We start from the raw sequence: 25,908 nt of genomic DNA on the forward strand, positions 1-25,908 counted from the left end.
ATAAAAGATGAAAATATTATTAGAAGAACTACCTCACCAAGAAGATAGTTTAAAAGCCGTTATGGAAAATTTGGAATTGATAGATAATATTTCTAGTGATTCTGATGCGAATGATGTATATGCTAACCCGTTAATTCGTGGAAGATATAATGAATCATCCAATATCGATGTAAAAATGGAGACTGGTACGGGGAAAACTTATGTTTATACGCGATTAATGTACGAAATGCATCAACAATATGATATTTTCAAATTTGTGATTGTAGTTCCAAGTCCCGCGATTAAAGAAGGGACTAAAAATTTCATACAAAGTGATTATGCGAAGCAACATTTCTCTCAATTTTATGAGAATACAAGAATTGAACTAAATGTGATTAATGCGGGTGATTTTAAATCTAAATCTGGACGCAAAAATTTTCCAGCACAATTACTTAATTTTGTTGAAGGCAGTCGACAAAATTCAAATACGATTCAAGTGCTTTTAATAAATGCGGGAATGTTAAATTCCTCAAATATGAAGAAAAACGATTATGATCAGACATTAATTGGTGGCGTGACAAATCCAATTGAAGGGATTCAAAATACTCGTCCAGTAGTGATCATTGATGAACCACACCGTTTTCCAAGAAATAAGGCAAATTATCAAGCAATTGAAGCCATTAAACCTCAAATGATTGTTCGTTTTGGTGCGACTTTTCCTGATATAACGGTAGGTAAAGGAAAAAATAAAATTATAAAGAAAGATTATTATCGTGGTAAACCGCAATTCGATTTGAATGCAATTGAAAGTTTTAATAATGGATTAGTTAAAGGAATTGATATTTATTATCCAAATTTAACGGAAGAACAAGCTCAAAACCGCTACGTTGTAGACAGTGTAAGTGCAAAAGAATTAGTGCTTAAACAGAATGGAAAGAGTTGGACACTTCAAGTTGGCGATAATTTAGCGGAAGTAGACTCAGGTTTTGAAGGAGATATTGAGTATGCTGGTTCAAAAATATTGAGTAATGAATTGGAACTCGATAAAGGGATGAGTTTGATTCCTGGAACGTACCGTTCTTCTTATCAGGAACTAATCATTAAAGATGCGATTGATAAACATTTTGAAATCGAACAGGCAAATTTTTTAAGAAACATTCAAAGAGAAAACAATGCACCAAGAATCAAAACATTAAGTCTTTTTTTCATTGATAACATTAATAGCTATCGTCAAGAGGATGGCTGGTTAAAAGAAACTTTTGAGCTTTTATTGAAAAAAAAGTTATCTCGTTTGGTGTCAGAATATGAATTTAAACGTCTACCAAGAGAACAGGAGTACTTAGATTTTTTAAGAGCTACTCAAGCAAGCTTAAGTTTAGGAAGCAGTAAACAAAACGTACATGCAGGGTATTTTGGTGAAGATCAAGGTTCTGGTGATGAAGCTATTCAAATACAAGTAGATGATATTTTGAAAAACAAAGAAAAATTATTAAGCTTTAAAGATGAAAAAGGTGGTTGGCAAACAAGACGTTTCCTATTTTCTAAATGGACGTTACGCGAGGGTTGGGATAATCCTAATGTTTTTGTTATTGCCAAATTACGTACGTCTGGTAGTGAAAATAGTAAAATTCAAGAGGTTGGTCGGGGGTTGCGATTACCAGTTGATGAAACAGGACATCGTATTCAACAAGATGAATGGCCATCTAGGCTTGCCTTCTTAATTGGTTATGATGAAAAAGATTTTGCCCAAAAACTAGTAGGGGAAATTAATAGTGATGTAAAAATTCAATTGAATGCAGAAAAACTAACAGAAGAGATGATTAAATTAATAGTCACGAAACGCCAAAAATCAGATCCAGAATTTACAGATGAAAAACTACTGAAGCATCTAGATGATTTAGGTATTATTAATCGAAAAAATGAGTTTAAACAATCTGTTGATATTGAAGGTGTTCAAAAAGATGGTTTTAAATGGATGCTTGAACTTTATCCTGAATTGAATACTAATCGACTACGTGAAGGTAAGGTTAGAGATACAACTAAAACTACAACAAAAGTTCGAGTAAAACTAAGAAAAGAAAATTGGGGAAAAGTGAAAGAGTTATGGCAACAATTTTCGAACCGTTATATGTTGGAATTTGAACGTATCCCAGAAACAATTAGTTTTATGGCTGAGCAAATAGTTGGTAACCCCGATTTATATGAGCGTGAAGTTCCTATGCAAATCAAAGAGTCACTACATGCAAGTGACGATAAAGGGAGTGTTAGCCTACGTGAACAAGAAACGGAATATCAACGAATGTACTTGCCAGGTATGACTTATGGTAAGTTTATCAAAGCAATTAATGTAGCAGCAGGTATACCTGTCAAAGAGGTTCATACAAATTTACTTAAACTTATGAGATCAGCTTTAAAAGGTGATGCTAGATATTTGAGTGAATTATCTCTTAATAATATTACCAGAGAATTTAAAAAGAGATTTGAAGAAGTATTTGCACAAGCTTATGAATACAAGAAGTTAGATTTTCAAGCTCGTACATCTATTTATAATCCTGAAATGGATAATTTTGTGGATGATATCAATGCAGAAGTTATTGGTGTAAATATAGATGAACGAGCACAAGAAGATAAACGCTATCTCTATGAACTTCCTCCGATGAGATACGATAGTGTAACACCGGAAAGAGAGCTATTACGACATGGATATAATGAAAAGGTCACTGTTTTTGGAAAACTACCAAAACGTGCAATTCAGGTTCCAAAATATACTGGTGGATCAACAACGCCAGACTTTATTTATATAATTGAAAAAAAAGATGATACATGTGTGTATTTGCTTGTTGAGACAAAAGCTGAAAATATGCGGGTAGAAGATCAACGAATTATCGAGATTCAAAAGAAATTCTTTGATACGTTGAAAGAACATCATGTTGAATTTGAAGAAGCTACTAGTGCGCAACAAGTATATTCTATGATTAGAAAACTGTCTGAGAGTGAGGAATAAGTTAATGGATAAAAATATTTCATTATTAGAATTAGTTCAAACGGGTCAATTGATAAAAACTGGAGCAAAACCTAAATTACCAATACAAATTCCAAATGTAAATGATGGTATGTTAGATGTTTACCGTATTCCCTTAGAACATCTTTATTATAATAACGAGAATGGCCGAATCGCTTCGGCTATTTCTCGGCAAGATGTTCAAATTGACCCAACATTAGATAGTGAAAATGCTGAATACAATCAACTGATAGAAAAAATGATCATTGAAGATAATCCGGGAAAATTAAATAAGACAAAAAAATCTATCAAAATAGATGGTCAAAAAGTTTTTGGATATGTGTTAGCAGATGGTCGAGTGATTGATGGAAATAGACGATATACTGCTTTGAGACAACTAGCAAAAGAGACTGGTGAAACTTACATGTTTGAAGCAGTTATCTTGCCATTTACCTATGAATCAAAGACAGAAAGAGCTGAAATTAAACGACTTGAACTCGCAATTCAAATGGGAACAGAAGAAAGACAGGCATATGATCCTGTAGATTTATCTGTAGATATTTACCAGACTGTAGTAGTTGATCAGTTGATTAGTGAAGCGGATTATTCCAAAGAAGCAAAAATTAGTAAAAAAGAAGTATCAGACCGTATAGAGACAGTCTTATTAATGCAAGACTATTTAAATTTCATTAATGCAAAATCTAATGCATTTCATATTATTAAAGATACTAAACTTTATACTCCACTTTTTGAACTTTCAAAAAAACTATCTAGGCAATTTCCCAAAAAGGGGCCGGTATATGAACAATCAAAAATTACTACTTTTGCTTTGTTAAGTAAAATGTTATCAGTTGGGGATGATATTGGGAGAGATATTCGAGAGTATTATAAAAATATTTTAGCAACTGATGCGAATAACAACTTTAATGAATCGGTTGAAGACGCAATTAACGATTTACAGGACAAACTGGAAGAAAAAACAATAAATTCTGCTACTGAGCTTCGACGTGCTTTAGAAACAACAACGCAAGAATTAAGAGAGATAAATTCAGAATTTGTTCGAACTATGAATCGACAAAATCGCGGAAAAAATGTGGATAGTTTTATAGGTGACGTTAAAGAGACTTTAAATAGTTTAAAAGATATGCAAAAAGGCGACGGATTAACTGGGAACTTGAACTTTAATAATTTTAGTAAAGATCAAATTAATGAAATTCGAGAGTGTTTAATTCAAATAAACTTAATAAGTAGAGAGTTGATAGAAATTTATGACGATGAAATCTAATCCTAAGCTTGTTACTGTAGTATTTGATGAAAAAGAATTTTTTCAACTTCAAGATACACCGGATGAATATTTTAAACAAAGCAGAGTGAAACGCATTTTAGATCGTTATCAAAGTTATTTTGTTAACTTTGATGACCTATTGATTGATAGTAAAATTAGTTATGTATCGTTACAAGAACTGATTGAAAAGATCAACAGAGAGTTATCCCGGGTAAGTGCCGGATCATTAGTGATTAGTTCTGAAATTCAAGCATATATTCAACAAAATAAATATGCGATTAAAGAGCAACGCATCGCAGGAAGCACGATTAAATCATCTGATGAACGATGGAAAGATGAGCTAAATACATTTAAGAATATTTTAGATGAAGAAATAACTCGACCATTGAAACCAGAACAGTTACAAGCGAGTTTTTATTTAGCTACGATGAAAAAAGCTGCTAACTTTTCTGTTCCTGGTGCAGGTAAGACTGCTATGATGTACGGAGCATTTGCTTATTTAAGCAGTAAAAAAATTGGACAGGTGAGGCAATTATTAGTTGTCTCACCAATCAATGCCTTTGAAGCTTGGCGTACAGAATATATTGAGGTATTTAAAGAAAAACGTTTTTTGAACTATATGAATTTAAGAGATGCTAAATACCGAAATATCGGAAAGATTCGAACAGATTGGGGAAAAAGTGACGTCATCGTTATCAATTATGAAGCTTTAGAAGGGAAACTAGCTATTTTAAATGAATTAATTGATGAACATACGATGATTGTATTTGACGAAGTTCACCGTGTAAAAGGGGTAGGGGGAAGACGAGCTATGGTAGCTTTAAACCTTGGCCCAAAAGTACAATATCATTATGTTTTGACAGGAACTCCGATACCTAATAGTTATAAAGATATCTACAATTTTTTACACCTACTTTATGATAAAGAATATGATTCTTTCTTTGGCTGGGAAGTAAGTGATTTAGAAAATCCTGAAGTTGAAGAGATTAATAATCGTATTCAGCCTTTCTTTTGGAGAACTAATAAATTCGATTTAAAAGTACCGGAAGCAGAACCAGACAAATTGATTGTTGTCGAACCTAATGAAAAGCAAAAACAATTAGTTCAAACAATATATGAAAACGAAGGGAATATTTTATCTCTTTATTTAAGATTATTGCAAGCGTCTACAAATCCTGCTTTATTGTTAGATAAAATTGAATATCAAGAATTAGGACTTTTAGATGATGAATTTGATTTATCACAAGTTAATGCCTTAAATGATGAAGAAAGAGAAATAGCAAGAAGACGAGCCTATCAACAATTACAAGTAGACACAATTCCATCTGCAAAATTTGAAAAAGGCATTCAATTAATCACCGAATTAGTGAAGAATGGAAAAAAAGTGATTGTGTGGGGAATGTTCGTAAAAACGATGCAAAAGATTAAACACGAATTACAACAAAAAGGTATATCTGTAAATTTAGTTTATGGAGGAACAGCTAAGGATGAACGTGTTGAATTGATTAATGATTTTCGTGATGGTGATGTAGAAGTAATGATTTCTAATCCAAATACTTTAGGAGAATCTATTTCGTTACATCAAACTGTTCATGATGCTATTTATTTTGAATACAACTTCAACCTAACATTTATGTTGCAATCTAGAGATCGTATCCATCGGCTAGGATTAAAAGATGATCAATACACACGATATTATTATTTGATGACAGAAGGCGACAGAGCTCATGGTGGATTTATTGATCAAGCAGTATATAAACGGTTGAAAGACAAAGAACAAGTAATGCTTGATGCTATTGATGGTGAATTACTGATTCCAGAGGTAACGGATGACTACCTAAATGATGTGAAAAGTATTATTCAAAATTACTCTGAATCTAACACAATTAATTTCTGAAATGACTCCTCATAAAATATTTTGTTTAAATGAATAAAGTGACATAAAAGGAAGACCTTTTCCTGCTAGAATTAAAGTCACCATAACCAATCCTAGAATAGAGGTCTTCCCTATGAATAAGTTTACAACAGAACTTGTCGATGCACTTGATGAATAGATTTTATGTGAATTGATTTTCTAGCTAAAGTGCAGCCATTTACACAAAAATATTAACGTTCTCCGATAAAATACTAGGTTCTAACTAATGGAGATACTAATATTATCAGATTTCTATGGAGTTTTAATCAATCCTTTTTATAAAAACTAAATCTATTTAAAAACCAAACCCACTCATTTTGATCAATCTTTTTTCAAAACAAGTGGTAACCTACTTTTAATCAAACTTTATTTCAAAGCTACACCTGGAATAAAATTGTTCTTTTTCTAAAAAAGATATAAAAGAGTTTAAAGATATGGGTTAAGATAATGATATTACCTTTTTACACAACGATAAGATTATAAATGAATTAAAACGTTGTTTGAAGATCTTAGGAATCGATATAGAATTAAGATATCTATTACTTAGCTGAAAAAACAAAATATACATGAAAAAGTATGTGATTCGTTATTACAAAAAATGAGTTCCTCTTACATAAATGGACGAAGGAAATCCGTGGATATCGATTACATTATTATTTTTATTGGAGGAAATAAGAAGCGGGGGAAAAGAGGAAAAATGGGATGTCTTTACTAACTTAATACTGAAGTATGTAATTTACAATATATTTCTTTATTGTAAAATGATCCGTAATCCTAATAAAATGAGTGGTTGATATGATAAACAGTAAAGATTTTTTAAATTCTATTGATAAAGAGTTTTGGAACACAGTCACAAAAAGGTTGAAATATGAAGATGTCATTAAGTTTAATGATGTCGAAAAGGAGTCTTTTTTAGTTGCATTGATAAATGAAATAAATAGCTATAATTATAATGTTTCTACCCCTAATTATTCTTTTTTGCCCAAAAATAATGGTGTTTTAAGAAGAATAAAGGTATTTAATATAAAGGATTTTTCTGTATATTATTATTGTGTAAAAAAGTTACAAGACGAACTTTCAAAAAAAATAAATCAAATTAAAAATGTATTTGGAGGATTTAAATTCTCGTCAGACAATAAATCGATTACAAAGAATTTTTTTCACGGCTTGCAACAAGAGTCGGAATATGAGGTATTACTTTCAAAGTATGAGTTTAGAAAAGATTGGTCTGACTATCAAAATATGGCTAAAGAGGCATACAATGATGGCTATAAATATTTTCTACACATTGATATCGCACATTTTTATGATGATATTAATTTGGATATTCTAGAGAGATTTATAAGAAATGGGATTAATGATAAATCAAATATAATTGATTTACTCTTTAATTTCCTTAGGCTATCTGATAAAAAGGATATTGGCTACTCAAGTAATAATGTTGGAATTCCACAAGAGGAATTGGGAGCAATGTCTAGAATTTTGGCAAACTTTTATCTTGTAAGATTTGATGAAGAAATCATTAAATATCTAAATAATTTCTTGGGTATAGATAAATATGTATATTTAAGATATTCTGATGATATGTGGATTTGCTTTAATGATAAAAAAATATATGCAAACAATATTATTCAAAAATCGTCACTGCTATTAAACAAATTAAAACTCCATATAAATCAAAAAACTAAGGTATATACACGAAAAGGATTTGAAGATTACTGGATGTTTAATGAATGGGATATTGTTCATACAAATAAAAAAAATAAGAAATACTTACTTAGCAAATATTTCTTATTTATCAAACACAAAAAAGGACGTTGGTCTTCTATATCTAAATACATAATGAAGGTAATTATATCTGATAAAAAAAACCTTAGTTTGTTCCAGAGTTATAGTGAGGGTAGAGATTTACTTTTTTCACTTATAGATAATCCAGACTTTTCGTTAAATCTTGAAGAAAAACACTATCGATTCTTAGTGGAATTAATACATATTTATCCTAAATTAATAGATGAAATGATGAAATATATATATGGTCCAAATAATATTTACCCTAATGTTGAGCATTTTATACTTAATTTATTAATTAAATCCCCATATAATAAAAGTATACTTAATTTTATGATCCGTTACCTAAGTCATAAAAAAGAGAACGTATTCCATTGGTATTCAAGATGTTTATGTATAAAGTATATATGTAAAAATTTATCTAACATACGAAATAAAGGATTATATATAAAGCATTTGAATTCAATAATACTAGCTAATATATCGAGAGTGTTTAATGAATATGAAAGAAGATATATCATTTATTTCTTATATCTGTATGGAGATATAGCTTCTGAAAAAATTATAATGAAATATTTCCAACTACCTAATGACTTAGCTTTTATAGGATTTCTTAAGAATAAACCAATCGTACAAAGGGGAAAAAAATGAATTTAGAGCCGCTAGTTTATTTTATAATAATTATTTTAATTAGTTTATTAGTTAATATATTTAATTTTTCTAATGATATGCTTTCCCTATTATTTGGTCTCTTGGCTTGTGCTATTTATGGAATAATTAAAATCTTCATTGACGGCACTACAAATATAAGAGAAGCTTGGTGGGCTGTCCAGAGCCAAACATTTTATAGGGAAAAAAAATTAAGACTGTCAATATCATATTTGTTTAGAATAAAAGTAAATAATAAGTATCTTCTAATAAAAGGTAATAGAATCAACCAATTTCAGCCTGTGGGTGGGGTTTATAAATATTATGATAGGGCATTTATTGAGGGGTTAGAGTTTTCGGAGGATTCTTTTATAAAAGCTGACGATGTTAGTAAAAATGACTTAAGAATATTTATTAAGGGGAAATATTTAATTAAATTTATGAATTGGTTTAAAAAGGGAGTAAGTAGAGAGTGCTCAGCAAATAGGGAATTTTTTGAGGAATTGATAGAGAGTGGTATTTTACCAGAGGATAAGTTTAAGATTCTTAATTATAAATATATTGGTCGTAAGACGAAAGGAATTTATTTAGATGATTATTTCAAGTGTCATCAAATTTTAATTGCGGATATTTTTGAATTTATCCCTTCTAATGACCAACTAAAAGCTCTTAAGGAATTATTAAATAATGAAACTGAGAAATATATATGGGCGGATGAAGAATTGATTCTTCAAAGAGGAGTAATTAAGGGGAAAGATAGAAATAATAATATTTCGTTAACTGCAGAATGGATTATAGAATAATAAAAACCTACTCCGTAATTTTTAAGAAACAATATGTTTAATATTTTAATTGAAGGTCTTTAATAATAGTATGGATAACTTCTGTTCAAACATTGGCATATATCGGATAAAGCTCTTTAGTGACGGGATTGTGGAGGAATTGGCATAAGCGCATGACTTAAAATTATGTTCCTGCGACTCTTTTTTGTATTACGAATAGATTTTAAATTATTAGCACATGTAGCCCACTGGGAGAATACGAAATTTATATCCACATATGTTGCTTTTTTTCCATATTCAAAAGTACAGAAAGACTTAGACTTACTTTACGTGATTAAGAAGTAAAGGTTTGTACTGTTGACTTAAGTAGAAAAGGAAGAACAGTCATTATCGTTTAATTGATTAACTCAAAGCGTACTGAATAGAAGTCGTAACAGTATTTTCTAAAAATTATATTAGCATCTTAGTTATATGTAAACAAAATTCCTTTCTTCTATTTTCCTTCCTCCAAAATTAATGTTAAAATTCCAATAAACGATATAAAGGGGAAGTACAAACCATGAAAAAAACAATAATAGTCGTAGGTGCAGCTCTATTCAATGACCGTAGCGAACTTCTATGCGCCTTGCGTTCACCAATTATGTCTTTGCCCAACCTATGGGAATTCCCGGGTGGTAAGATCGAAGCAGGAGAAACTTCAGAAGAAGCTCTTATCCGTGAAATTCAAGAAGAACTAGAATGCAAAATAGAAGTTTACGAAGAAATAGAAAATACAACGTTCGAATACCCAAAAATTATTGTAAACCTACATACATTCAAATCAAAAATTATAGAAGGTACTCCAAAGGCAAAAGAACATGCGGAATTAAGATGGGTGCCTATCCAAGAAATTAAATCTTTGGAATGGGCACCTGCTGATATTCCGGCTGTGGAGGCTTTGTTAGCAAATAAGGTTAATATATAAATATTCAGGCACGGGATGATGCAATTTCCATCTGATGATCATTAGCTTAGTTTCATGACTAAATACATAGTCGAGTTCGCCAAGATAGGTAAATGGAAACATCATTCCGTGCAATATCAAATTTGCGGACGAAGAGAAAGATGTAAATAAATGCTACGTTCTTTATGGTATCCATAGTTCTTTCGCGTTCTGATTCAAAGGATGTTTGCCTTTGACAAACCATTAAATAACCCCTTAAATAATAAATACTCTGAAACATCCTCTAATTTATTAAGATTCACAAACTACAAAAAGTAATTGTCTGTCCCTCCATTACGCCAAACCCATTCCTTCACATTGGCTTCCATAAGAAATATCAGAATCATTTCTCAAATAGTTTTATTAGAGTGTAAGCTTGTTTCCTCCTGTGAGAAAATTGTAATATAAAAATATTTACACACCCCAATAACCAGGATTACAATAAACATAAATAAATTGGTAATGAATGGTGATTATATGGAGAATTTAATTCGGGATTTACAAGAGTCTTTACATAAGGGGTTTATTGATCAAAAGGTTAACCAATCTAGAAGATACTTACCCATGCTATTAGTCAATAATGCGAAAAAAAGCGAAAATGTCTTAACTTCTTTACTGGAAGAGCTGGATCATTGTCAGTGTTTCATATTTTCTGTTGCTTTTATTACGGAAAGTGGTCTTGCTGTTTTAAAGTCCCATCTTTACGATTTAAAACAAAGAGGAATAAAAGGACGTATTTTAACTTCGACCTTTTTACTTTTCAATAAACCGAAAGTATTTAAAGAACTGCTGAAGATTAAGAATGTAGAAGTGAGATTGACTAATTTAGAAGGTTTTCACTCAAAGGGATACATATTTGAACACAAAAATTATTATTCTTTAATTGTTGGGAGCTCTAACCTAACCGCAAATGCATTAAAAGTAAACTATGAATGGAATATAAAACTGACCTCGCATGAAAATGGAGAAATCGTTCATCACTTCAAAGATCAATTTGAAGAGGTATGGCAATCTTCTCAGCCATTGACTGAAGCATGGATTGAAGAGTATGAGAAGAACTATAACCAAAACCATGATAATCAATTGATGGATCGTGTGCTGGAATTCCCTGCTCCATTTCAGGTTAATTCGATTAGAGATTCTTTAAAAATTGAGCCAAATAAAATGCAACGAGCAGCATTGCAAGAAATTCAGGCTCTTAGGGACACTGGGAAAGATAAGGGATTGGTGATTTCAGCAACGGGGACGGGAAAAACCTATCTTTCTGCCTTTGATGTAAGGCGTTTTGCACCTAAACGTATGCTATTTGTCGTTCACCGAGAGCAAATATTACAAAAAGCAAAATCAGACTTCCAACGGGTTTTAGGTGGAATTGATGATGAATTTGGGATTTTATCAGGTTCGAATAAGCAAACAAATGCAAAGTATTTATTTGCCACGATCCAAACCATTTCAAAGGAAGAGAATCTATCTCAATTTGACCCTGAAGCATTTGACTATATTTTAATAGATGAAGTACATAAAGCAGGTGCCAAATCTTATCTGAATGTGATCAATTATTTTCAACCTAAATTTTTAATGGGAATGACTGCTACACCAGAGCGTACAGATGATTTTAATATTTATGAGCTTTTCAACTACAATATTGCGTATGAAATTCGTTTACAAGAAGCCCTGGAAGAGGATATGCTTTGTCCTTTTCATTATTTTGGAGTGACTGATCTTGACTATAATGGAGAGACAATTGATGATACAACTGTACTATCGAAGCTTGTTACAGAAGAGCGTGTCGATCATTTGATGGAAAAGATTCAATACTACGGTTTTTCAGGTGACAAAGTAAAAGGGTTGATATTTTGTAGTCGTAAAGAAGAAGCAGGGGAACTATCTCTTGCATTAAATGAAAGAGGTTTACGTACGGTAGCATTAACGGGTGACGATTCTCAAGAAGAAAGAGTACATCGTGTCAACCAGTTAGAAAATGGTGACCTTGATTACATACTAACAGTTGATATTTTTAACGAAGGAATCGATATTCCATGCATTAATCAAGTAGTGATGGTAAGACAAACGCAATCGAGTATTATCTTTATTCAGCAGTTAGGAAGAGGACTTCGCAAGCATGAGTCGAAGGATTTCGTTACGATCATCGATTTTATTGGCAATTATAAAAATAACTATTTAATTCCAATCGCTCTTTCCGGAGATAAATCACAAAATAAGGATAATATTCGCCGTCATACAAATGATACAAGCTATATTAAAGGTGTTTCCACGATTAACTTTGAAGAAATTGCTAAGAAACAAATTTTTAAAGCAATTAATAGCAGTAATTTAACTTCAATGAAAGTCCTAAAAGAAGCCTTCGTGGAATTGAAAAATCGAATTGGTCGGGTTCCATATTTATATGACTTTATCACGAATCATTCTATCGATCCTGTTGTCATTGTTGATAAGTATTCGAACTACTATCAATTTTTATTAAAAATGAAAGAAGAAGTGCCTGCTTTAACAGAGTATGAAAATAAAGTGTTGACGATGCTGTCATTGGAAGTATTGAATGGAAAACGAAAACATGAAATTATATTACTGGATTTGTTACTACGTCAAAATCAAGTAGAATGCGACGAGTATCTTAAAAATTTGGCAGAATCGAATTGTCCAACTGATGAAGCGACGATTGCTTCTGTTCATCGCATATTTGATCTGTCCTTTTTCTTGCAAAATAATAAGAAGAACTACGGAGAAGATCCAATAATTACCTTGCAGAATAATAAGATTTATAGATTTAATGATTTACTTCGTAGTCGTCTTAATCAAAATCAATACTTCAAAAATATGATTATCGACATAGTAACAAGTTCGAAAGAAAAAAGTAGAATCTATCAAAGCTATCAGCCACTTACTTTGTATGAAAAATATACAAGAAAAGACGTATGTAAGCTTTTAAATTGGGAAAATGATGAAAGCTCAACGATGTATGGCTATAAAACGAAATATCACACTTGTCCAATTTTTATTACCTATCATAAAAACGATGAAATAGATACCAGTGTAGATTATGAAGATGAATTTATAAACCAAGAAATGCTTAAATGGTACACAAGAAGCAATAGATCTTTACAATCTAGAGAAGTTCAAACGATTATTGAATCGAAAGAAAACAATATCGATATTCATATTTTTGTAAAAAAGGATAATGATGAAGGAAGCGACTTTTACTATTTAGGCAAGGCCACTCCAGATAAAGAGAGTGTTCAACAAGCAGAAATGAAAGATAAAGATGGAAAAGATATTCCGGTAGTCCGTATGAATATGATCATGGAGCATGCAATTGATAATAAGCTTTATGATTATATACGGAATGGGACGGAAGTGTAAGAGCAGGTGATTTATTATGATTATTAGAGATCTTATAAAGGTATATGATAAAAATTTTAGCTTTTTTAATGCATTTAAAAATAGTTTTAAAGATAGTACGTTAATAATACTACCTTGTTCTTTTATATTAATTTCAATAATCGGATTTTACCACGGTTATTATCTAGAAACTAATAATCCATATAGAGTGTTGTTAATGTTAGCTTCAATAGCATTATATATAGTCTCAATATTTGGAATTGGCTTTATTCGAGGAAAAGGTATTGTACGTAAATATGGGAGTAATGATAAATTTGAAGAACATAAACTTAATGAAATAGATGAGTTTATTAAGAAAAAATTAGGATTAAAGTCAGTTAAACAATATGAATTATTAGATTCATTACTTAAAAAAGAGATTGAAATAATAGAAGATATCAAAAAGTTTCCATTCTCAAGTATAATAACACAGTTATTTGTAGCTGTTTTAATAACAGGCTTATTATCTTATAGTATTAAAGAATTAGTTAATGGAGATAGTAAGGTTGGACTATCGTTATTTGCATTGTATTTAATGATTATTGGGACAATTATTATGTTCGGATTATTGGTTTATAGTTTAAGGGATTTTGGAAAGATAAAAAAATTAAAACATATAAGTAGAATCATTTCAGAATTATCGATTACAATTTCTAAAACTGAGAATGGATTAGGAAAGCAAGAGAAGGAAGTAAATAAAAGTAATAAAAATAAAGGTAGGGCTAAAAATAAAAAATATAAAGTAAGAAAAATGAGAACAAGATACGAAAATGGTTATATGCACGCAAAGTTATCGAATCGTGTACAGATTGTTAAAAAAGAAGATGTGGAAAATTTAACCTAACCCTTGTTTCTACCCTAAATTCATGGCCTAAATTCATAGTAGAAAATTAATGTAAATAATAACCTAAAAGAAGACTTTGTCAAGTAGAAAATCGAATTGGCTGAGTCCTATAGTGAGTCCTATACTTATATAACTTTATAACAAATAATTTCATCAATTCTGATGTCATATCATCAATTCTGATGTCATAGTTAAAGCATTTCAAATTAAACAACGCCCACAGAAAATGTGGGCGTTGTTACATTATCTTTTTTTTACCGTATTAGGCGTAATATCATCCGCAAATTCGGCCAGTCCAGCTGCAGCTTTTGGTACTTGGGAAGCTGCTGAAGCTGCTTGATTTCTTAAATTACCCATTGCATTTTGAAGAGGGCGCAGTATATTGCCGTTTCGACTTCTTCCGAGTCCCCAAGCAACTGCACTAATGCCTATACCAATTAAAGACATCCACATCATACCTATACCTCTTCTTCTTCTGCCAAACATTCTGATAAGGTTTCGTATTCCCCAAATCTTCATAAGCATAAGCATCAAATTATTCATTATCCAGCACTCCTTTATAAAAAATTTGGACCCTCTTGCATCATTTAATATTTGCTTTTTTGGAGGTGATAATGCTGGCAATGTTTTGATATAGATTACCCAACACTTTTGACAAAAACTTTAATATAACAGCTCATTGACGGGCAAAATAATTTAAACCTCGAAATACTTTAGTAACTAGGATACTGGTCATGGTACCAATAAAGGCACTTCCGATAATATCAAATGGATAATGATGACCGATCCAAATTCGTGAGAAACCCGTGAATATAGATAAGATCCACATAATCAAGCCAAGAGTACGTTTATAAAGAAAAATCGAAGTCGATACCGCAAATGCAATCATCGTATGTTTACTTGGAAAGGAAGAATCTGTTTTTGATGGAATGAGAATCCCGACCCGATGTTTTACAAAAGGACGCGGTTTAAAATAAAACAATTTAATCAACGTGTTAAGAAACAAAGCTACCACTGCGGAAAGCAATGCATGGAAAGCAAACCTTTTACTCAAATCATTTCGAAACCACATAAAGATTAAAACAAACAGAAACACATACCGCAATTTATTTGATAATAGGATCATAAGTAAGTCAGTTGGAGAAGAACGTCCAGAACGCCGATTGATTGCTTTAAATAGTTTGTAGTTCATAAAGATATCTCCTTTTTTTCGATACCAATAAAATTCCCTGTTATGGATAAAAGTATGTAGAAGTCGAAGAGAATTGTCTGAAGATAGAGGGCATTTTAATGCTTGCTAGTAGAAATTTTTAAAAATTTTCCATTCTGACCCAAATACTACCACAACTCGGTATACAATAAACTCATCCTTACATAAAACCAATTCCTAACAAAGGAGAGATTTGTGTGAAAGAGCTTGTGATGAAACTTCATTCCATTTGTTCGAGCCATCCATATGAAGAGAAGGTGTTACTCGTAAGTCAGTATGCTACTGGGCAACAGATTCTTGAGGCTTATACGAAGGCTGGATTTGCAACGATTAATTTGAAGGTGAAGACAGTGCTAGATGTAGCGCTTGATATGCTGGATTCCCGGTCGGTGTTTGTGGAAAATCGGCTGGAGGAGACGGTTGGTGCGCAGCTTGTATATTTGGTTTTGACCCAGCTGAAAGAGGGCGGGATGCTTCGTTATTTTGATCAGATGGAAATTACGTCTTCGTTCAGTCGGGGGATGTATCAGACGATTCATACGCTGCGGATGGCAGGGTATCAGGCGGAATCACTTCGTCCGGAGATGTTTGTAACGAAGGAGAAGGGGGAGGATATGGTCCGAATTTTAACGGAGTATGAGAAGCTTCTTTCTACTTATCAGAAAATGGATGATGCCCAGCTACTTAAAATGGCGATGGCATATGAGCATAAGACGGGTGACGTTCTGTATGTGCTGCAGTCGAATCTATCGCTCACGTATACGGAGGAGGAATTCCTGCGTGCTCTTTTGCCTGATGAGGTGGAGATTCTCCCGCTCCCACCTGTGTACGGGATATCAATTCCGAAGCGGTCCGGACTTGGCAGGATTGTGTTCGGAGAGGCGACGCCACTTAGTTATTTATATGACCTGCATTCACGAAAAGGTAATGCGGATGTATCTGTATTTGCAGCTCGTACAGAGGAAACGGAGCTGAAGCAGGTTTTGCAGCAAATAAAACAGTCGGGCGAACAGCTCGATGAATATGTTATCTTTTACACGAGCAGTGAGAAGTATCTTTTGCACAGCTACCATCTTGCAAAGAAGTTGGACATTCCTGTGACATTTGGAGAGGGGATTCCGATTTCGTTAACTCGTCCGGGGCGTCTTGCTGCTGGTGTACTTACGTGGATGAGAGAAAATTATAGCACTATTACCTTTGTTAATTTGCTTCAAGAGGGTCTGCTTAATCTTGGAGATGAAGCGCCTAACCGAACAAGAATGATCCATTTGCTTCGAGACGCCGGGATTGGCTGGGGGAAGGAGCGATATGTTCCGCAACTTCAGGCGTATATAGACATGCTAGAGAAAAAGATGGAAAGGGCAGAGCCAGATAGAAAGGAATATTACACAAAACAGATAGACCAGGCAAAATGGACACTTCGCTGGTTTGAGCGTTTGATGAAGAAAATGCCGCCGTTTGAAGAGAAAATGGTGTATAAAGAGGCGTTAGTTGGAATGTCCTATATAATCAAGAATTTCTGCAGAACTTCATCGGCGGCGGATGAGTTGGCGAAGCAGACGATGTTAACGGAAATTGAGAAGGTACTTCCGTATGCAGATGAAGCATATGGACGGTTTTCACTCTTTGACAAGCTTTCGGATTTGCTGCTTTCTTTACGGATTCTCTCGTCTGGACCAAAGCCAGGGCATTTGCATATTACTTCTTATTTGAATGGGGTGTATCAAGCGCGGAAGAATGTAAGTATCGTAGGGCTTGATAATCACAGCTTTCCGGGCGAAGTAACTGAAGATCCCTTGTTGCTTGATACCGAACGAGAGCGTCTTGGTAGAGATATCCCGCTATTGCAAAGTAGTGGACAGGAGCGGCTATATACAATGGTGCAGCTTTTAACGCAGTGCGAAGGAAGAGTTACGATGAGCTATTGCAATTTTTCCATTTCAGATAACCGCGTCATCCGTCCAGCTTTTCTGCTTTTACAGACATACCGGTTCGTAACAGGACAACCTGATTGTGATTTTAACAAGATTGCTCAGCTTCCTTCACCGCTTATTCCCGACACTTTATTCCAAAAGCGGGATTATTGGGGTAGGAAATTTATGGAGGAAAAGAAGCGTGAGCTACAGGACGATTTACTTCAACAATTTCCAGGATTAGATAACGGACTGAAAGCGGAGCATAATCGCATACTACCGGAGTTTACGACATACGATGGACTTGTATCGGTTGATCCATCTCTTCAAGATCAGGATCGTGTGATGACTGCGAGCAAGCTTGAGACGCTTGCGACTTGTCCGTATTCGTATTTTCTTGGAAATATTTTAGGCGTGAAGCCGGTTGAGGAACTGGTATTTGATCCGAATCGTTGGTTGGATGCAGCTACGCGCGGAAGTTTGCTTCATAAAATATTTGAGCTCTACTATAATGAATCTACTATAAATGATAAAGAGCTAATCCGTGGAATTGCGATGGACTTAATCAAGCAAGAGCGGGAACTTCTTCCTCATCCAAGTGAACGTGTATACGATATGGAAGTACAGGATCTGCTCGCGTGTTGTGATTTGTTTGTTGCGGAAGAAGAGATTCATAGACAGGATTATAAGCCGCTTTATTTTGAATATGCGTTTGGTATGAATGGGAAAGAGCCGGCAGACGTTCAGCTTCCATCTGGCGATACACTTTCGATTGCCGGTAAAATTGATCGCGTCGACGAAGGTTCTTCAGGAACTTATCAAATTATCGATTATAAAACAGGTAGCACGTATCACTATAATCGCAACAAGCCGTTTCAAGGTGGTCGTCAGCTACAGCATTTTGTGTATGCCCTTGCGATTGAGCAGCATTTGCACTTGCAAGCCGGAAGTGTAGCAGAAAGTGCGTATTATTTTCCAACCGTAAAAGGGCAAGGAGAGCGATTCGTACGTATGCAAGATGATGGGATGCGGTCGAATGGCCTTGCTATTTTAGAGAAATTAGTAGCAGTACTAAGAAGCGGGCAATATGTAATGACGGACAATGAAGAAGACTGTAAGTTTTGCCCATACAAAAATGTTTGCCGTAGAGAATTCTATAAGAAAGATTTGTTAGATCAAAAACGAATGGATACGCGGTATGATGCGTTAGCATGTTTCAGAGGAGTGAGAGCGTATGACTAATATGGTAAAGGATCAAGCGGCCCGAAATCAAATTCAGCAGGAGCTTACGACGAATTTTCTCGTAGAGGCTGGAGCAGGATCAGGGAAAACAACAAGCTTAGTCGAGCGGATGGTCCAGCTCGTATACTCCGGCATCTGTACGATTGATCAAATTGTAGCGATTACCTTTACAGTAAAGGCAGCGGATGAACTGAAAGTACGGTTTCAATCAAAGCTTGAGCAAACGTGGAAAAACGAGACTGACGGCGCAGTTAAGATTCGTCTAGCAGCAGCGATGCAAAATATCGAGCAGTGCTTTCTGGGAACAGTACATTCCTTCTGTGCACGACTTCTTCGCGAAAGACCAGTGGAGGCACATCTTGATCTTGCCTTTTCGGAAATCAAGGAAGAAGATGACATAACGCTGTTAGAAGAAGCATGGCATGTCTATTTGCAAAGACTACAAAACGAACAGGCTCCTATTCTGCAAACGATGAACGAGCTGTCGATTTCGATGAAGACGTTATTTGAAAATTTGAAAGAAATGAAGGATTATTCGGATGTAATGTGGGTGAGGGAAGAAGTCGCAAATCCGGAACTTTTACCTGCTTTTCAGAACCTCATGCAGCTTGCAAGGGAAGCGAAGGGTTCAATTCCAGAAAAACAACCAGATAAAGGATACGATACGCTGCAAAATGCGATTATTAATGCTTGCAAAAAAGAACGTTATCTAAATCTTGAACACGATGCGGCGCTAATTGATGTCTTTGAAGAGTTTAATAAAAATTTAAAAATAACACAGAACCGCTGGAATTCAAAAGAGGATGCTAAATTTTATGCCGGAAAAATAAGCGATTTTGTGGAAACAACGATAAAGCCCCTTCTGCAACAGTGGAAGGAGTATTGTTACCCGACTATTCTTTCGTTTTTAACGGGTGCTTTGGAAACGTATGTACATATGAAGCGGGAACGCTCTCTTTTAAACTTTCAAGATTTGCTGCTCCACGCTGCTCGCCTTTTGCGTGACCATGCGGAGGTCCGACAATATTTTCAAGAGAAGTACCGAACCATACTCGTTGATGAGTTTCAAGATACAGATCCGATTCAGGCGGAAATTATGTTTTATTTGACTAGTAGTAATGTAACAGAGAAGGTTTGGACGAAATGCAAACCAAAAGCCGGTTCACTTTTTGTCGTGGGAGATCCGAAACAAGCGATATACCGATTCCGTCGTGCAGATATGGATACGTACAACCGCGTAAAGGAGCTCTTGATGAAGCACGGAGGCAAGGTACTGCAGCTTACGATGAACTTTCGGACGGTGGATACGGTAACGAGGGAGTTAAATAGGATATTTTCTCAGTATCTACCTGATGAGGAAACGATGTATCAGGCTACCTATCATCCGCTTGATTCCTTTCAGGAGGATACGCATAAGGAACTTTCAGGAATTAGAAAGCTTACCGTAGGTGCAAAGAAGAAGGATGAGGTTATTAGTGAGGATGCAGAGAAAATTGCGACAGTCATTCAGGAACTCATTCAACAAGGGTATAAACCGAGCGATTTTATGGTGCTAACGCGATATACGGATGGTTTGCCGATGTATGCAAAGAGCATCGAATCAAGAGGAATCCCGGTTAATATAAGCGGAGAAGTCATACTCGGAGAAATTCAGGAATTTTATGAGTTTCTCACTCTCCTAAAAACGTTCGTTGACCCTACGGACCAAGTCGCTTTACTAGCTACGCTTCGCGGCACCTTCTTTGGTATGAGCGATGAGGAGCTCTATGCATGGAAACGAAGTGGCGGCTTCTTTTCCATCTATCAGGAATGTCCCAAAACGTTATCTGAAGCGATGAAGGTGAAATGGGAGCTGACGATCGATACGTTAAAAACCTATGAAAAATGGGCGAGAACGCTCTCTCCGGTCAATGCGATTGAATTGATTATAGAAGACGCTGGATTTTATGCACTGCTAATGAAGAATGGAAGAGGCAAGCAGGAGTATCACAGTTTACTTCAAATTTTAGAAATGCTGCGCAAACAAGAAATGGAAGGGAGCGCCACGTTTAAGGAAGCATTTGAGCTAATACAAAAGCTAATAAACGAAAAAACGACTGTCCTTAATATTGAAGAAGATGCTGACGCTGTCCGCGTTATGAACATTCATAAAGCGAAAGGACTCGAGGCACGGATTGTGTTTCTCGCGCATCCGGCAAAGGTCGTTGATCATAAGCCGTTTAGACACATAAAGCGGGAAGACGACATCTCGAAAGGATATATTTCATTTACTAAAAACAAAGGACCACATATCAGGAATGAAATCAGTTTTCCACTAAATTGGCCGGCTTATCAAGAGGAAGAAGGACATTATGTAGAAGCAGAGGAATTGCGCATCTTGTATGTTGCGGCTACCCGCGCAGAAAAGGTTTTGTTCATTAGCGAAGGGAGCGATAAGAAGAAAAATCCTTGGCAAAAGCTACTTGACCTTCTTGATATAGAAGAATATGTACCAGGCATGGATGAAGTTGCAGCAAGTTATGAAACGGAAATCATCTCAGCTCACGAGTACACGAATAGCACGAGCAATCTCCTCTCATGGTTGCAAAATCGGAAAGAGAAATCCTTTGAACAATGGTCACCGACCAAAAATAAAGATTATGCAAAAGCTGCGTTAATAGAGCGGGAAGAAGGAGGCGGCTTGGCGTGGGGAACGCTCATTCACCACGTTTATGAGAAAATTGTAAAAGGGGCGGATGTAACCAATATCCCGCAGTTGCTAAAACACTACGGTCTTCCAGCCGAGAGGGAAGCTGATGTACGAGAAGCAATCACCATTTTAACAGGATCGAATCTTTGGCAGAAGCTACATACAGCCGAACTCGTCTTAACGGAAGTACCAATTTTGCTTAATGTAACGAAAGATCACCCGCTTTATGCGAAAGTTGATACATCCGAAGGCGTATGCCCGTCCTATCACGTAAATGGTGTAATCGATTTGATTTATAAGCAGGGCGGAGCTTGGCATATCGTTGATTATAAAACCGACCAACCGACTGACGCAGGGCAATTTGAAACGCTGCGCACGTTTTATCAGGATCAAATCGACTTTTACAAGCAGGCATGGGAAGAAATGACGGGGGAAACCGTGGAGAGCAGTGAATTGTTTTTTGTGAGGGAGGAAGGCAGCCGGTAGGACGCTTGTCTCTTACAATATGAAAATGGATTATTTACAATTTGTTTTTTCAAATAAGACGGCTATATCTAGCTGTCTTGTTTTTTATTATAATGTCTTATAAGTAAATATATGTAAACAAAAGTGTGGTAAAACGGATACTTAGAAGATCAAAAAGAGATGATCTGATTAGTGATGTATCGCAACAAACTTAGGTTTTTAAAGGTAAAAGAAATCCTAGAAAGAGAAATATGAAGTACATGAAGAGAAATTCATTGAAAAATTAAGGGTGCATTTTGGTGATCATTAAAGTTGAGCAAAAGGCTATAAAACGTGATCTTGACGACTTGAACTCTAAAGAATTTGAAGTATTTTAGACTGATGGAAAGTATGGCAAGAAGTTATATAAAAAATAGGAAGTTTGAACTTTTTGAATTAAGACTGCTAATTGATGCAGTTCTTTCAGTACGGTTTATTACAGATAAACAATCACAAAATCTAATTGATAAAATTAAAAGTTTAACAAGTATTTTTAATGCAAGGTATTTACCAGATATGGAATCCTAGTAGTTGTCGTTTCTTGAACTTTATAGGGGTTACTGCTTCTCTTTAGCTATTACCGCATATTATGGATATTGTTCTTGTTAAGTTTCATACCATTTAGATTGGGGCATTCCACTTGCTTTAAAATCTGCAACTTGACGTTCCCATTTTTTATGTAATTCCTTACGTATTATAAAAAAATCTCCTCTATTAATATAGTTGAGGAGATTATCATATATATTTAAATGTTTGAACATATGGTATTAATTTGCCACTTACGATTTATCCAATATGATACCAATAAATTCCCTAATTTTCGGTACTAGATTTTGTAAATCTTTCTTTATACTTTCAGTATATACATGTAACATATTACATAATTTCTCATAATTAAAGGTATACATATATATTTTTGTTAATGGAAAAATACTAATTGCTGCCAGTATGACAAAATCTCCTTTGTCTAACGAATTATTAATATGATATTGTGATAAATTAGTTGTAGGAAGGGCAGAATCTAGATTAAGATTAATTGAAATAGTATCAAAAATTTTAATGATGGTAAGAATTTCGTTATAAATAATATTTTCAATCTGTCCAGAATTTAATTCTTTAATAAAGTTGTATTTGTCATCTAGCAGTTTGCTATATATTTTTTCTCTATTAAATAAACCTATATTATTTTTGAAATATAATTTTTCATTTTCTTCCCATTTATTAACATATGCTTTTAATAGATACAAACAACGATAAGGAACACGGTTAATTAATGTTGTTTTAAAATGCTGTGAGATTTCTTGTTTTATATTGTCTTTTCCAAAAGGTTCCGTGGTTCCCCTTCTAGTTGCTTTTTTAACACTGCAAATTTTAATTGTATTTACAGAACTTCCGAATTCTCTGTATATTTCCGCTCTCATTTTTTCAATTTTTTCTTCCGAAACATTATCAGCTTTTGTAAATAAAACTGTTACAGGACATTTTTCTTTTATTAGCTTTTTAATAATTTTTAATTCAAAGTCTTGGACCCTAAACTTAGGTGCAGCAATACAAAAGAAGATAGAATGAATCCATTTATAAGCTGGCTGATCTGTCCCTCTATTACTTAAAGTATCTTCTAAGTCTTGCATCCATTCAGAAGCTTTATCAGGTTCAAGCCCCCAAGAATCAAAGACTCTTACAGATAGTTCTTCTAATTTGAATGAAATTGGATGGAATCCTCTTTCGGTAACAGCACTACCAGTTCCTGTCTTTCTAATATCTTCACCAAACAGATAGTTAATAAGAGAACTTTTACCAACACCTGATTGACCTATAATTGCAACATTGTATTGCATATTAATATCTCCTTCTATACATAAATAATAATGGATTTATTAGCTATCAATTAAGAAGGGGAGTGAGACACTCCCCTTCTGCTTATTTTTTATTATTCTTAAAAGCATTTATGACAACATCTTTAAAAACGGTTTCAATGTTGTTTAAAAATTCATTCAATCCACCTTTATCCCCATTTAAAGCATACTCATTTATTCTGAAACACACTTCTGAAACACCATAGCCTAGAGCGGCGGTAATACTACTAGCTACACTTCCTGTAATAATTGCTCCTCCTACTGATCCAACACCTGGAATTAGCTTCATTAGTTGTCCCACTATCCACACACCACTACTAGAAATAAGGGTTCCAACGCCTAAAGTTCCTACTAAACCAGTAATATTCGATAGTGACTCTTCCATATTATAAATAAAAGCAATTCTTGCAAACATTCCAGCTTGGTTTGCAAGTAGAATTGGAGCATCAGAAAAAGGAATTGGACTTGCACCAACAATAGCTGCTCCGCTTATATGTTGAAGTATAACCTTATTGGCTTCTTCACGTTTTACTCCCAAATCTAGTTTTTGTGCACTAATAAATGCGGATTTTAAGCCTTGAGGGAGGTTTTCAATAGTCCAGTGTATTAGTTTATTTATATCCATTAGTCCTAAATCAGGTAACTCTTCATTTGTTATTTCGAATATTTTATTTTTAAGTCCCGCATCTAGACATGCTTGCTCCATAAGTTGACTATCTTCTTCTGAAACTAAATCACTTTTAGTAAGAGCAAGCGCTACGGGAATACCTGTATCATTTAATTGTTTAATAACCGATTTATCAATATCATGGAAGCGGTGGCTTGATGCATCAATACAATACCACACTATATGTATTTTTTCTTCAACTTTCTTTGCTTTATTCTCGGTTACATACTTAACCACATCATTTAAAAAACTTGCTTGGTTTTCACTCCCAATTTCATAACCAACTGTATCATAAAGAACGATTGGTACTTCTTCCGATTTATAAAGTTTCATAGATTTAGTTACTGGCTTTCCTTCACCAACTTCAGCTAAATCTTTTCCGAAAATGACATTAATTAAAGAGCTTTTTCCTACACCTGTGCCTCCGATAATGAGAACATTTGGTTTGTCAATTTCTTTTTTATATCTATCGTACTCCTGTTGCATCTTACCATTTAATTGTTCAGTGTTAATGTTCATAATAATTGCCCCCATAGAGTTATAAGCTACTTTTATTATTTTACAATATATACCTTCCTATTTAAATATTAATAACTCAACTTTCGCAGAGTAGAATCGGTAAATAATTATCGATCTAGTAAGGTAAGTGCGATCCATTGTTGTAGTTAGCTATTGATTAACTTTTGAATTTTTTTGTTACTCCTTAAGGGTTTCTTCCAGAATCTCCATTAATTGTTGAGGGGAAAGAGTCCATTCAACGTCACTTTTTTCATCACAAAGTTCATAAAATATACCACCTAATGTTCTTATTCGTGCTACATCGGCTTTGCTAGATCACACAATGTATCGTTCCAATACAATGGTTGTATGACTAAGCACACATAAGAATGACATTGAAACATTTTTGGGAGTTTTAATAAAGATTTCGTTGTCTTAAAAAAGACTTAAATTAATCATTTTATAACATTAATCCTAATTATTTTTTGTTTGATTATCGTACAGTTTGTACTCGAGATAGCTAACCATTCACTCCTTTTATTATAGTTTTAAACAAAGACAGGCTTCTTTGATGGGAACTCCGTTTGCTTGCGCGGTAGGGATATTGTTACTGACGTTCTTTAATGACAATAAATTGACGGTGTTTATTGTTGATAATCTGCCGGAAATAGTATTCAAAGAAAAAGGGGAGGCTAGTAACTTGTTC

General features: G+C 34.2%; 14 protein-coding genes and 1 pseudogene. 10 read left to right on the forward strand and 5 right to left on the reverse strand.

Translation table 11 applies throughout. The features are described 5' to 3' along the window. Positions 1–7: 7 nt before the first annotated feature. The 8 genes from ACM5BR_RS00285 (at position 8) to ACM5BR_RS00320 (ending at position 14,623) form a co-directional block, all read left to right on the forward strand. The gene (locus ACM5BR_RS00285; protein ID WP_416825194.1) at positions 8–2,983 is read left to right on the forward strand and encodes a type III restriction-modification system endonuclease; all 2,976 of its coding nucleotides are present in this window, start codon (positions 8–10) and stop codon (positions 2,981–2,983) included. Between the two features lie 4 nt (positions 2,984–2,987). Continuing rightward, a complete protein-coding gene (locus tag ACM5BR_RS00290) occupies positions 2,988–4,265 on the forward strand; it encodes a hypothetical protein (RefSeq protein WP_416825195.1) in 1,278 nt (425 codons plus the stop codon). Continuing rightward, entirely contained in the window at positions 4,249–6,162 is a 1,914-nt protein-coding gene (locus ACM5BR_RS00295) for a DEAD/DEAH box helicase (protein ID WP_416825196.1), read from the forward strand. Before ACM5BR_RS00290 ends, ACM5BR_RS00295 begins: the two co-directional genes overlap by 17 nt. Positions 6,163–6,975: 813 nt before the next feature. Continuing rightward, positions 6,976–8,619: a reverse transcriptase domain-containing protein gene (locus ACM5BR_RS00300; protein WP_416825197.1), complete on the forward strand. Its 1,644-nt coding sequence runs from the start codon at positions 6,976–6,978 to the stop codon at positions 8,617–8,619. After that, a complete protein-coding gene (locus ACM5BR_RS00305; protein WP_416825198.1) occupies positions 8,616–9,419 on the forward strand; it encodes an SMODS-associated NUDIX domain-containing protein in 804 nt (267 codons plus the stop codon). The genes ACM5BR_RS00300 and ACM5BR_RS00305 overlap by 4 nt, the downstream gene beginning before the upstream one ends. Before the next feature lie 538 nt (positions 9,420–9,957). Further along, a complete protein-coding gene (locus tag ACM5BR_RS00310) occupies positions 9,958–10,362 on the forward strand; it encodes a (deoxy)nucleoside triphosphate pyrophosphohydrolase (protein ID WP_416825199.1) in 405 nt (134 codons plus the stop codon). Between the two features lie 495 nt (positions 10,363–10,857). Beyond that, positions 10,858–13,761, forward strand: a complete 2,904-nt coding sequence (locus tag ACM5BR_RS00315) for a DEAD/DEAH box helicase (protein WP_416825200.1) — start codon at positions 10,858–10,860, stop codon at positions 13,759–13,761. 16 nt (positions 13,762–13,777) lie between these two features. Then, positions 13,778–14,623 (forward strand): hypothetical protein, encoded by an 846-nt coding sequence (locus ACM5BR_RS00320; RefSeq protein ID WP_416825201.1) that lies wholly within the window; start codon positions 13,778–13,780, stop codon positions 14,621–14,623. Between the two features lie 243 nt (positions 14,624–14,866). Here ACM5BR_RS00320 and ACM5BR_RS00325 read toward each other — a convergent pair whose 3' ends face one another. Together ACM5BR_RS00325 and ACM5BR_RS00330 are read right to left on the reverse strand one after the other, a co-directional pair. Beyond that, positions 14,867–15,166 (reverse strand): hypothetical protein, encoded by a 300-nt coding sequence (locus ACM5BR_RS00325; RefSeq protein WP_416825202.1) that lies wholly within the window; start codon positions 15,164–15,166, stop codon positions 14,867–14,869. Between the two features lie 133 nt (positions 15,167–15,299). Next, on the reverse strand, positions 15,300–15,815 hold the full coding sequence (locus tag ACM5BR_RS00330) for an undecaprenyl-diphosphatase (RefSeq protein WP_416825203.1): 516 nt from the start codon (positions 15,813–15,815) through the stop codon (positions 15,300–15,302). Positions 15,816–16,030: 215 nt separating this feature from the next. Here ACM5BR_RS00330 and ACM5BR_RS00335 point away from each other — a divergent pair, with 215 nt between their 5' ends. After that, positions 16,031–18,988 (forward strand): PD-(D/E)XK nuclease family protein, encoded by a 2,958-nt coding sequence (locus ACM5BR_RS00335; protein WP_416825204.1) that lies wholly within the window; start codon positions 16,031–16,033, stop codon positions 18,986–18,988. Further along, complete coding sequence (locus ACM5BR_RS00340; protein WP_416825205.1) at positions 18,981–22,163, forward strand: UvrD-helicase domain-containing protein; 3,183 nt, start codon at positions 18,981–18,983, stop codon at positions 22,161–22,163. Before ACM5BR_RS00335 ends, ACM5BR_RS00340 begins: the two co-directional genes overlap by 8 nt. A gap of 797 nt (positions 22,164–22,960) precedes the next feature. Here the strand turns inward: ACM5BR_RS00340 and ACM5BR_RS00345 are convergent. The 3 genes and pseudogenes from ACM5BR_RS00345 to ACM5BR_RS18635 all read right to left on the reverse strand — a co-directional run. Next, positions 22,961–24,019 carry a GTPase gene (locus ACM5BR_RS00345; protein ID WP_416825206.1) on the reverse strand — a complete coding sequence of 353 codons (1,059 nt, stop codon included), beginning with the start codon at positions 24,017–24,019 and terminating at the stop codon, positions 22,961–22,963. 82 nt (positions 24,020–24,101) lie between these two features. Beyond that, positions 24,102–25,223 carry a GTPase gene (locus tag ACM5BR_RS00350; protein WP_416825207.1) on the reverse strand — a complete coding sequence of 374 codons (1,122 nt, stop codon included), beginning with the start codon at positions 25,221–25,223 and terminating at the stop codon, positions 24,102–24,104. A 76-nt stretch (positions 25,224–25,299) separates the two neighbouring features. Next, a pseudogene (locus ACM5BR_RS18635) lies at positions 25,300–25,823 on the reverse strand (IS4 family transposase); the annotation flags it as partial. Between the last annotated feature and the right edge of the window lie 85 nt (positions 25,824–25,908).

The organism is Ectobacillus polymachus, assembly GCF_048159605.1.
Classification (GTDB): Bacteria; Bacillota; Bacilli; order Bacillales; family Bacillaceae_G; genus Ectobacillus; species Ectobacillus polymachus.

Excerpts from the sequence above, each read along its gene's own strand:
- ACM5BR_RS00295 (WP_416825196.1), top strand. The coding sequence starts at position 4,249 with ATGACGATGAAATCTAATCCTAAGCTTGTTACTGTAGTATTTGATGAA.
- ACM5BR_RS00325 (WP_416825202.1), bottom strand. The coding sequence starts at position 15,166 with ATGAATAATTTGATGCTTATGCTTATGAAGATTTGGGGAATACGAAAC.
- ACM5BR_RS00290 (WP_416825195.1), top strand. The coding sequence starts at position 2,988 with ATGGATAAAAATATTTCATTATTAGAATTAGTTCAAACGGGTCAATTG.
- ACM5BR_RS00350 (WP_416825207.1), bottom strand. The coding sequence starts at position 25,223 with ATGAACATTAACACTGAACAATTAAATGGTAAGATGCAACAGGAGTAC.
- ACM5BR_RS00330 (WP_416825203.1), bottom strand. The coding sequence starts at position 15,815 with ATGAACTACAAACTATTTAAAGCAATCAATCGGCGTTCTGGACGTTCT.
- ACM5BR_RS00320 (WP_416825201.1), top strand. The coding sequence starts at position 13,778 with ATGATTATTAGAGATCTTATAAAGGTATATGATAAAAATTTTAGCTTT.
- ACM5BR_RS00340 (WP_416825205.1), top strand. The coding sequence starts at position 18,981 with ATGACTAATATGGTAAAGGATCAAGCGGCCCGAAATCAAATTCAGCAG.
- ACM5BR_RS00285 (WP_416825194.1), top strand. The coding sequence starts at position 8 with ATGAAAATATTATTAGAAGAACTACCTCACCAAGAAGATAGTTTAAAA.
- ACM5BR_RS00315 (WP_416825200.1), top strand. The coding sequence starts at position 10,858 with ATGGAGAATTTAATTCGGGATTTACAAGAGTCTTTACATAAGGGGTTT.
- ACM5BR_RS00300 (WP_416825197.1), top strand. The coding sequence starts at position 6,976 with ATGATAAACAGTAAAGATTTTTTAAATTCTATTGATAAAGAGTTTTGG.
- ACM5BR_RS00310 (WP_416825199.1), top strand. The coding sequence starts at position 9,958 with ATGAAAAAAACAATAATAGTCGTAGGTGCAGCTCTATTCAATGACCGT.
- ACM5BR_RS00345 (WP_416825206.1), bottom strand. The coding sequence starts at position 24,019 with ATGCAATACAATGTTGCAATTATAGGTCAATCAGGTGTTGGTAAAAGT.
- ACM5BR_RS00305 (WP_416825198.1), top strand. The coding sequence starts at position 8,616 with ATGAATTTAGAGCCGCTAGTTTATTTTATAATAATTATTTTAATTAGT.